The following is a 1648-nucleotide window of genomic DNA, read 5'->3' as shown; positions in this document are numbered from 1 at the left end:
CCGCCGGTGACGACCGCGACGCGACCGGAGAGGTCCGGAAGCGCGGCCGTCGGGTCGATGTCCATCGCCGCCGCACTGGGCTCCGAGTTCGAGTCCGAACCCGAACCGGTCCCCGGCGCGCCGTCGATCATTCCGATCCCCCGTCGTCGTCGGCACCCGGCGCGTACGGTAAGGCGGGCTCGTCGAGCGCGTCCCGCAGACGTTTCTTGTCGAACTTCCCCGTGGCGGTTTTCGGGATCGACTCGCGGAGCCGGACGTCGTCCGGGAGCCACCACCGCGGGAACTCCTCGGCGAGGAACGACCGGACCGTCTCGACGTCGAGCTCGCGTCCCGGCTTCGGGACGACGAACGCGAGGGGCCGTTCCTGCCACCGGTCGTGTGGCGCGGCGACGACGACCGCCTCGGCGACATCGTCGTGGGCGATCAGGGCGTTCTCTAGCTCGATGCTGGAGATCCACTCGCCGCCGGATTTGATCACGTCCTTGACGCGGTCGACGATCTCGATGTACCCGTCGGGGTCGACCGTGGCGATGTCGCCGGTGCGAAGCCAGCGGCCGCCGCCGTCGTCGGGGTCGAGGAAGTCCGCCTCGTCGGCGTCCGGTCGGTTGTAGTACCGATCGATGACGGTCGGTCCGCGCACGAGCAGCTCGCCGAACGCCTCGCCGTCCCACGCGACGGGGTCGCCGGCATCGTCGACGACGCGCATCTCCAGCCCGGGCGAGAGCAAGCCCTGTTTGGTCCGCTTGTCGAGACGCCGCTCGGCGTCCACATCGACCATCGACGACTTCGGCCGAGAGACCGAGCCGATGCTCATCGTCTCCGTCATCCCCCACGCGTGTTCGATCGTGACGCCGTGTTCCGCCTCGTAGCGGCGCATCACCTCCCGTGGGGCGGCGCTCCCGCCGACGACGATGCGTTCGAGCGAGGAGAGGTCGCCGCCGTGTTCGTCGAGGTAGTCGAGCACGTCGATCCAGACGGTCGGTACCCCCGCGGTGAGCGTCACCGCCTCGGTCTCGATCAGGTCGACGAGCGCTTCGGGGTCGGGCGACGGCCCCGGATACACCTGCTTCGCGCCCGCCATCGTCACCGCGTACGGGAACTCCCACGAGTTGACGTGGAACATCGGCACGACCGGCATCACCACGTCGGACTCGTCGATGTCCAGCGCCGACGGCGTCATCACCATCAGCGCGTGGGCGTAGATCATCTTGTGGGTGTACTCGACGCCCTTCGGCTTTCCCGTCGTTCCCGAGGTGTAACACATCCCCGCGGGGTCGTCCTCCGAGAGCGCCGGCCACGACTCGACGGGATCGGCCGCCGTCAGCAGCGCCTCGGAGGCGTGGATCGGGAGGTCGTGTTCCGTGTCCGGGACGGTCTCGCCCAACACGACGACCTCACGGACGCTTTCGAGCCGGTCCCAGATCCGGTCGACGGTTCCGACCACGTCGGGCTCGACGAGCAGGACCTCGTCGGCCGCGTCGTTGATGATGTGTACGACGTTGTCCGCCTGCAGCCGGAAGTTCACCGTGTGTAGCTGCGCGCCGGACAGCGGAACCGCGTAGTACGCCTCGAAGTGGCGGTGGGTGTTCCAACCGAGCGTGCCGACCCGGTCGCCGCGGTCGACGCCGAGGTCCGCGAGCGCGCCGGC

At 69.2% G+C, this 1648-nt stretch carries 1 protein-coding gene; it reads right to left on the bottom strand.

Annotation, left to right across the window (positions count from 1 at the left end; all coding sequences use genetic code 11):
• Positions 1 to 127: 127 nt before the first annotated feature.
• On the bottom strand, positions 128 to 1648 hold a 1521-nt coding region (locus ACFQEU_RS15475), incomplete at its 5' end, for a long-chain-fatty-acid--CoA ligase (RefSeq protein WP_379783613.1).

This window comes from Halorubrum tibetense, assembly GCF_042661865.1.
Lineage (GTDB): Archaea > Halobacteriota > Halobacteria > Halobacteriales > Haloferacaceae > Halorubrum > Halorubrum tibetense.
The sequence above is the reverse complement of the archived record's forward strand: the minus strand, read 5'-3'. Positions and strand labels throughout refer to the sequence as shown.